The 6017-nt window shown below is 53.1% G+C and carries 7 protein-coding genes; 3 read left to right on the top strand and 4 right to left on the bottom strand.

Annotated features, from left to right (window positions below; all coding sequences use genetic code 11):
* Positions 1-233: 233 nt before the first annotated feature.
* Entirely contained in the window at positions 234-782 is a 549-nt protein-coding gene (locus OCH80_RS09915; protein ID WP_404540580.1) for a TetR/AcrR family transcriptional regulator, read from the top strand.
* A 117-nt stretch (positions 783-899) separates the two neighbouring features.
* Entirely contained in the window at positions 900-2606 is a 1707-nt protein-coding gene (locus OCH80_RS09910) for a GH32 C-terminal domain-containing protein (protein WP_404540578.1), read from the top strand.
* 63 nt (positions 2607-2669) lie between these two features.
* Here OCH80_RS09910 and budA read toward each other — a convergent pair whose 3' ends face one another.
* Both budA and OCH80_RS09900 read right to left on the bottom strand, forming a co-directional pair.
* Entirely contained in the window at positions 2670-3380 is a 711-nt protein-coding gene (gene budA / locus OCH80_RS09905) for an acetolactate decarboxylase (protein ID WP_404540575.1), read from the bottom strand.
* 24 nt (positions 3381-3404) lie between these two features.
* Positions 3405-3557: a hypothetical protein gene (locus tag OCH80_RS09900; protein WP_154548000.1), complete on the bottom strand. Its 153-nt coding sequence runs from the start codon at positions 3555-3557 to the stop codon at positions 3405-3407.
* Positions 3558-3804: 247 nt separating this feature from the next.
* On the opposite strand from OCH80_RS09900, the gene OCH80_RS09895 reads away from it, so the two are divergent.
* The gene (locus OCH80_RS09895) at positions 3805-4449 is read left to right on the top strand and encodes a hypothetical protein (protein WP_404540572.1); all 645 of its coding nucleotides are present in this window, start codon (positions 3805-3807) and stop codon (positions 4447-4449) included.
* Positions 4450-4513: 64 nt separating this feature from the next.
* On the opposite strand, the gene OCH80_RS09890 is transcribed toward OCH80_RS09895, so the two are convergent.
* Together OCH80_RS09890 and OCH80_RS09885 are read right to left on the bottom strand one after the other, a co-directional pair.
* A complete protein-coding gene (locus tag OCH80_RS09890; RefSeq protein ID WP_404540569.1) occupies positions 4514-5128 on the bottom strand; it encodes a DUF1349 domain-containing protein in 615 nt (204 codons plus the stop codon).
* Positions 5129-5148: 20 nt separating this feature from the next.
* A complete protein-coding gene (locus tag OCH80_RS09885) occupies positions 5149-5706 on the bottom strand; it encodes a GNAT family N-acetyltransferase (RefSeq protein WP_404540566.1) in 558 nt (185 codons plus the stop codon).
* Positions 5707-6017: the final 311 nt, after the last annotated feature.

Genomic DNA, 6017 nt, shown 5'->3' with positions numbered 1-6017 from the left:
TTCTTTTTTGTTGTCTAATTTTTACTATTTACACACGAATTTATACTGAACCTTAGTTTTTGTTAATTTTAGCCTAGAGATGAATTGAAAGCAAAAGGATGTTTATCCTTTTCAGACTAGCGCAATAGCGCTAATCTGTGCTATTATCATACAAAAGCATGCGAAGCACGTCAACGCACTTTCATAAGTCTTACATATTTTATGATCTGTCAGACTTTTTAGGAGGGAAGTCCATGTATACTGGCAGCAATCCAACCGCCCTAAGGTCCCGCGCCTGGCTCAAAGATGCTTTCTTGGACCTGCTTAAAGAAGAGAAGTATTCCGAGATCACCGTTACCGCCATCTGCCGCCGGGCCCACTTGTCCCGGCAGACTTTTTACCAGATCTTCAGCTCAAAAGAAGAGGTCATGCACTACCAGTTCAGCTGCATGTTCATCGAGTTCCGCCGGCAGCACCGGGATTTGGACCAGATGCAGGTTAAGGAGCTGGTCACCGCTTCTTTTTATTTTTTCTACAAAGAGCGCGACTTTTTCCAAGAATTGATCGATAACGGCCTGAACGCCTTTATGGTCGATGAGTTTGAGCACTATCTGCCCCAAATTTCCTGCTTGCAGGCCACGGCCAGACAGGGACAGCACTTGGATTATTCCGCGGCCTACCTGGCCGGAGCCATCACGCAGATCCTGATTCACTGGTTTCAAAGCGATTTCAGCCTGTCGGTTGAAGAGGTCAGCGGCTTGGTCACGGCCAAGATCAAGGGCAAATGGAACAAAGATGTCTGAAGAAGCCCAGCAACAGCGCCAGGCTTCTTTTTTGATGCTCTGGATGTTGTATAATTTTAAGCAAAAGCAAGCAGAAAATAAGCAGAAATAAAGGGCATGACGACGATGAGATTTAAAATGAGCCGCAGAAAGCAAGGAAAATGGCAGACCAGTATGGGACGCGACAAGTTCCTCCCCTGCTACTGGATCAGCGGCTTCTTGCTGCTCCTGGGCCTGATCGCCCTCTGGGTAAGACATGACGAGCAGACGGACAGCTACGCTGATCATGGCTTCACGTATAAGCAGCCCACGCTCACCTCGCCTGAGCATCAAGCTGCTTATCACCTGACCAGCAGCCAAGGCTGGTCCAACGACCTGCAGACGATCTATTATGACCAGCAGAGCCAGTCCTACCGGATCTACTTTTTGCATTCCAGAGATGGCGCCACCAAGCCTTTTGGCCCCAAGGGACAAAGCTGGACGGTAACTTCGACCAAGGATTTCATTCATTTTTCCAAGCAAAAGACCGCCATTAAAGCCACCTATTTGACCCACGCTGAGGCCTGGAAGTCAGCCTGGACCGGCAGCGTGATCAAAAACACCGGCTTGATCCAGGGCGTGCCCAAGGGCGCTCCTGTGGCCTACTTCTCAGGCCTGAAGCGGCGCGACGGCTCCCAGAACGTCTGGGCCGCCTGGTCCAGCGACGGCGGCTTGACCTTCAGCCATCCGTTAAATGATGGCAAACCCGTTTTGGACCACTCCTGGTCCTTTGCCTCCCAAAAGGCCGACCAGGAGCGGGATCCGACGGTTTTCTACAATAATGGCAAAATGATCATGTACGTGGCTGAAGGCAACCAGTTCGGCGTCTACCAGTCCGCGAATGGCCTGACCTGGACCAAGGCTGACGAAAAAGGCGCGTCCAAGGTCCTGGGGACCAGCGTCCTGAACGGCTTCAACGACCAAGACCAGCCCCTTGAGTGCCCGGTCGTCAGGTTCATGAAAAATGCCCAGGGGCAGGCCAAGACCGTCCTCTTCTTTGGGGCCAAGATGCCGCAAAACGGGCAGACCACGGGAACCTACTACATCGTGGGCCACTTGGACCAAAACGGCCTCTTCACTCCGGAAGGCTCCAGCCAGCGCCTGGACCAGGGGAGCGACTTCTATGGAGCCAACTTCACTGGCAGCCCTGATTCCGCCGCCCCAGACCAGGCCATCTACGCCATGGGCTGGATCGGCAACTGGAGCTATACGGCCAGCGGGATCCTGGCCGGCCAAGGCAGCCAGGCCAAGAAGTCAAGACGCTTAGGCTCATACAGCTTGGCTAGAAAGCTCTTTTTAAACGGCCAGCAGCTGCTGCAAACGCCGGTGACGGCGAAACTGCACGAAACGGCCGCCAAGAGCAGCCAGGGGCAGCTTTCCGGCAGCAACTGGAAGCAGATCGCCAGCCTGAAGCGCCAGCCCGCCAACAGCCACTACCAGTTAAAGCTGACCAAGTTCACGGGCCTAGTCCAGCTGTATTTGATCCAAGGCAGCGACCAGATCGAGCTGCAGCTCAACGCGGCAACTGGCGCCTACCAGGTCACCAGAGTGGCCAATGAGCTGCTGGGCCAGGCCAAGGCCGACTACCAGGCTCAGCAAAACGGACAGTTTCCGCCCAGCACGGAGCTGAATTTGAACGTCTACACGGACAAGAATTCAGTGGAAATTTTCTTCCCGGGCGGCCAGGCCTGCACCCTGGCCCGCTATTCCGTCAGCCGCCAGCAGGATCTGACCATCCTGGCCCAGGGCAGCCAAGGCCAGTTCACCTTCAGCTCCAGGCAAGCCGGGGCGGATTTGCCTGATTAAAATCAACAAAAAAGCTTCTGCTCAATCTTTGCGGGCAGAAGCTTTTTTATTAAAATTGCTGGATTAGTGCTCAGCCTTGGAGATCTGGTCGCCAAGGCTGGCCAGGTCGAAGCGCTGCTGCATGAAATCAGGGTTTTCCAGGGGCAGGTGGAGCTGGAAGTCGGCGAAGGGCTGCAGGTAAGCCGTCGCCTCTCCCACCGTCAAGTCCAGGATATGGCCGCCCAGCTGGTGGTCATCGCTCAAATAGTGGAGGTGGAAGCCGCTTGAGGCCACGCCTTGGAAGAGCTCTGGGGCAAAGTAGCCGATGATGGTTCCTTGGGTATTTTTTCCTTCAAACACGGCCTGCTGGTCAGCCACGGCGTTGAGGTCGGGGTAAGGCTTCTCCTGCTTAAAGACGGTCCGGGTCTTCATTTTGGCAAAAGTCCCGATGATTTTAACCGCGAAAAAGACGTTTTCCAGAGGCTTGGCGGCCAGCAGGGTCTGCTTGGCCTGGGCAAAGTCCTGGCCTTTCAGCGGAAGCGAGAACTTAGGCGCGTCAAAGTGAACCGTCGCGAAGGGCACGGTCACGTCGCCGGCAAGCTCTTCCACCGTCCCATCGCGGCGGATGGTGTAGGCATGGCCGCCCAGGACCACCATTTCCCCATCAAGGCCCGCGCAGGTGCCAATGCCGGAGTCGCCGTGCTCAAGCAGGCGGCTGACTGGCAGCGTCCCGTCGAACAGGCCTGGGATCAGCATCGCCAAAGTCCCGTGTTGATAAACCGTATCTTCTTTCATTTGTTTCGACCTTTCTATATTGTCTCAGTGACCGGCTCGCGGCATGTTGTCAAAGACCAAGCCCAGGATGGCGAGGATGATCACGCTGCCCCAGATTTTGGGACTTTTGGTGAAAAAGGCACACAGGATCATCACTACCAGCACCGTGAGCAGGTCGCGCGCGTTTTTTCGACTCATTAAATCCACCTGCTTTCTGACCATATTATAGCTTAAACCTGGACTTGTAGAAAAAGGCCGCGGCGATTGTCCCAATGCAGGAAAATTGTTGCGGCTGCTTTTCGAACTTAATGACACTGACGTTGTCCCCTCGCGGGCAGCAAGTTATAAGATTTTTTCAAAAAATCTGCATCCCCATAGCTACAATCGCTCTAGAAGCTATAATAATCATACTATTAGCAGTGTGCACATTAGGAGGAAGAAAATCATGTTTAAAAAAGCCATGATCGCGGCATCAGCCGCGCTGTGCCTAGGCCTTAGCGCCGGCCAGGTCAAAGCCGCCAAAGCCAGTTGGCAGATCAAGAACTACAAGGAAAGCAAGCGGTTCGCCAAGCGCTCAGCCACTTTCAAATACCAGCTCCCTGTCTTCAAGGGCAAGAGCAAGGCCATCAAGAAGATCAACCAGGCTCAGGTCAAGTCCTACCAAGCGGCCAAAAAAGATGCCAAAAGCCTATTCAAGGCCGCCCAAAAAGACAAGGACAACGATTACGACTACTATTACGTCGTCAAGTCCAAGGTTACTTTCAACAAGCACGGCATTGCGGCAATCAAGCGCGCCAGCGACCACTACGCCGGCGCCAGCCACATCCGCTACGTTCATGGCGGGGCTTACTCGCTCAAAAGCGGCAAGCGCCTGCCCGTCTGGAAGGTAGTCAAGGGCGGCAAGAAGAACGTACAGGCAGCTTTGAAAAAGGAAGCCAGAGCCCTAGGGATGTCCGCGTCTGCCGCTGATTTGGTCGACTTGAATACGGTCGACTACTATATCAGCAAGAAAGGCACCGTCTACATCTACCCGCAGCTGACTGGTTCCCAAGCCACTAAGTCCGTCGCCGTCAAGGGGAGATACAAATAATAAAGTCAAAATAAAATACGCCAACTAACCAAAAATCCGTTCCCAAGTTCTGGGAACGGATTTTTTACTCTAAGTCGGGATCGGCGGCTTGGCCATCATGCTTTTGCCACTGGCAGTCAGTCAATTCTAAGTGACTGAACGTGGCCTTAAAGGATGAATCCTCCGGGCTGCAGGCATAGATGCCAAAGCGGATCGTTCCGCCGCCTTCCAGCATATGGCAAATCCGCATCTGCTTGTAGGTCACCCCATCTTCTGAGCATTCAATGCAGTAGTCGTCCTCTCTGCGGCTAAGTCGGTACCACATCGACTTGACCGTGGCCGGGATCTCCGTTGTCGCCCAGTCTGAATAGCCATGGTTGGTCACCACGCTGCCCAAGTGCTGGAAGTCTTCATTCTCGTACTCAATTGACCCCTTGAGCCAGTTTTCGCTGTCCAGGTACATGACCACCCCGCACTGGTCAAAGCGGTGGTGGCTGGCAAAATCGGTTTTAACGATGAAAGAAAAGAATTTTTCATCGCTCGCCAATTGCAGGACCGGCGCGTTGTCATTGCGGAAATGGTAGTAGGTCCGCTGCCACAAGTCCGTGTGCGGCTTGGTCACGATCTCAATCTTGTCGTCTAAAATTGCATAGTCCGCTGGCTCTCTGGTCCAGGTCAGCTTTTCTACTGGAAACTTCATCTTTTTCTCCATTTCTTTACTTAATTCTTAACCAGCTCGCGCCAGTCGTCTTCCAAAATGGCCATCAAAATGTCATCCGCGTACTTGCCGCCATCCATAACTGCATCCCGCCGGACGCCTTCTCTTTTAAATCCAGCCCGCAGGTAGGCCTTTTCTGCCCGGGGATTAAAGGAAAAAACGTCCAGCTCCAGCCGGTGCAGCTTCAGCTGCTCAAAGGCAAAGTCCCGGGTCATCCTGACTGCCCAGCTGCCAATCCCCTGGCCTCTTTGCGCGGGATGGAAGAGGCAGATGCGGAAGTTGGCGCAGCGCAAGGTCCAGTCGATTTCGTTGATCACGCTCTCGCCGATGATCTGCCCGTCAGGAGCGATAATCAAGAAGAAGCGGCGGTCTTCGTCAGCCAGCGACTTCATGAAAAAGGAGACTACCTCATCTTTTGAAAAAGTCTCCTTGCAGCCGGTCAGCCTGGCCACTTCCTTGTCCAATGGGCAGTAGTTTTGGAAATAATAGTCTGCCGCGTCGCTGGCTTTTGCCAAGCGGATCGTAAATCCGTTCTTTTGCCAAAGCTGCTTTGCCTCCATAATCGCCACCTCTTAATCATGCTTGCTTCTTTAAGCATAAGCAAACTCGCTGATAAGGTCAATCGGCCTTTTTTGAAAAAATGCTTCCGTCTGGCCACTAGACTGGCAAAAAAGAATATAATTTTATTAATAACAAGCAAAAATGAGGAAAAAATCATGACCGATAAGAAAATCAGAACTTTCGCCTTCGCGGCGCTGGGCCTGGGACTGGCCCTTACTGCCCACGCAGCCCACGTTCATGCCAGTTCCAAGGCAATTTATTACGTTGAGGGCGAGAAAACTTGGCATTTCAATGCCGAGTTGAATCGCCC

The organism is Lactobacillus sp. 23-2 (assembly GCF_044902225.1).
In the GTDB taxonomy this organism is placed as follows: domain Bacteria; phylum Bacillota; class Bacilli; order Lactobacillales; family Lactobacillaceae; genus Lactobacillus; species Lactobacillus absianus.
Note: the sequence above shows the minus strand (reverse complement) of the source record. Positions and strands in the feature narration are given on the sequence as shown.

Bases quoted from the DNA above. Each gene is read 5' to 3' on its own strand.
- OCH80_RS09910 (WP_404540578.1), top strand. From the start codon at position 900: ATGAGCCGCAGAAAGCAAGGAAAATGGCAGACCAGTATGGGACGCGAC.
- OCH80_RS09890 (WP_404540569.1), bottom strand. From the start codon at position 5,128: ATGAAGTTTCCAGTAGAAAAGCTGACCTGGACCAGAGAGCCAGCGGAC.
- OCH80_RS09885 (WP_404540566.1), bottom strand. From the start codon at position 5,706: ATGGAGGCAAAGCAGCTTTGGCAAAAGAACGGATTTACGATCCGCTTG.
- budA (WP_404540575.1), bottom strand. From the start codon at position 3,380: ATGAAAGAAGATACGGTTTATCAACACGGGACTTTGGCGATGCTGATC.
- OCH80_RS09915 (WP_404540580.1), top strand. From the start codon at position 234: ATGTATACTGGCAGCAATCCAACCGCCCTAAGGTCCCGCGCCTGGCTC.
- OCH80_RS09900 (WP_154548000.1), bottom strand. From the start codon at position 3,557: ATGAGTCGAAAAAACGCGCGCGACCTGCTCACGGTGCTGGTAGTGATG.
- OCH80_RS09895 (WP_404540572.1), top strand. From the start codon at position 3,805: ATGTTTAAAAAAGCCATGATCGCGGCATCAGCCGCGCTGTGCCTAGGC.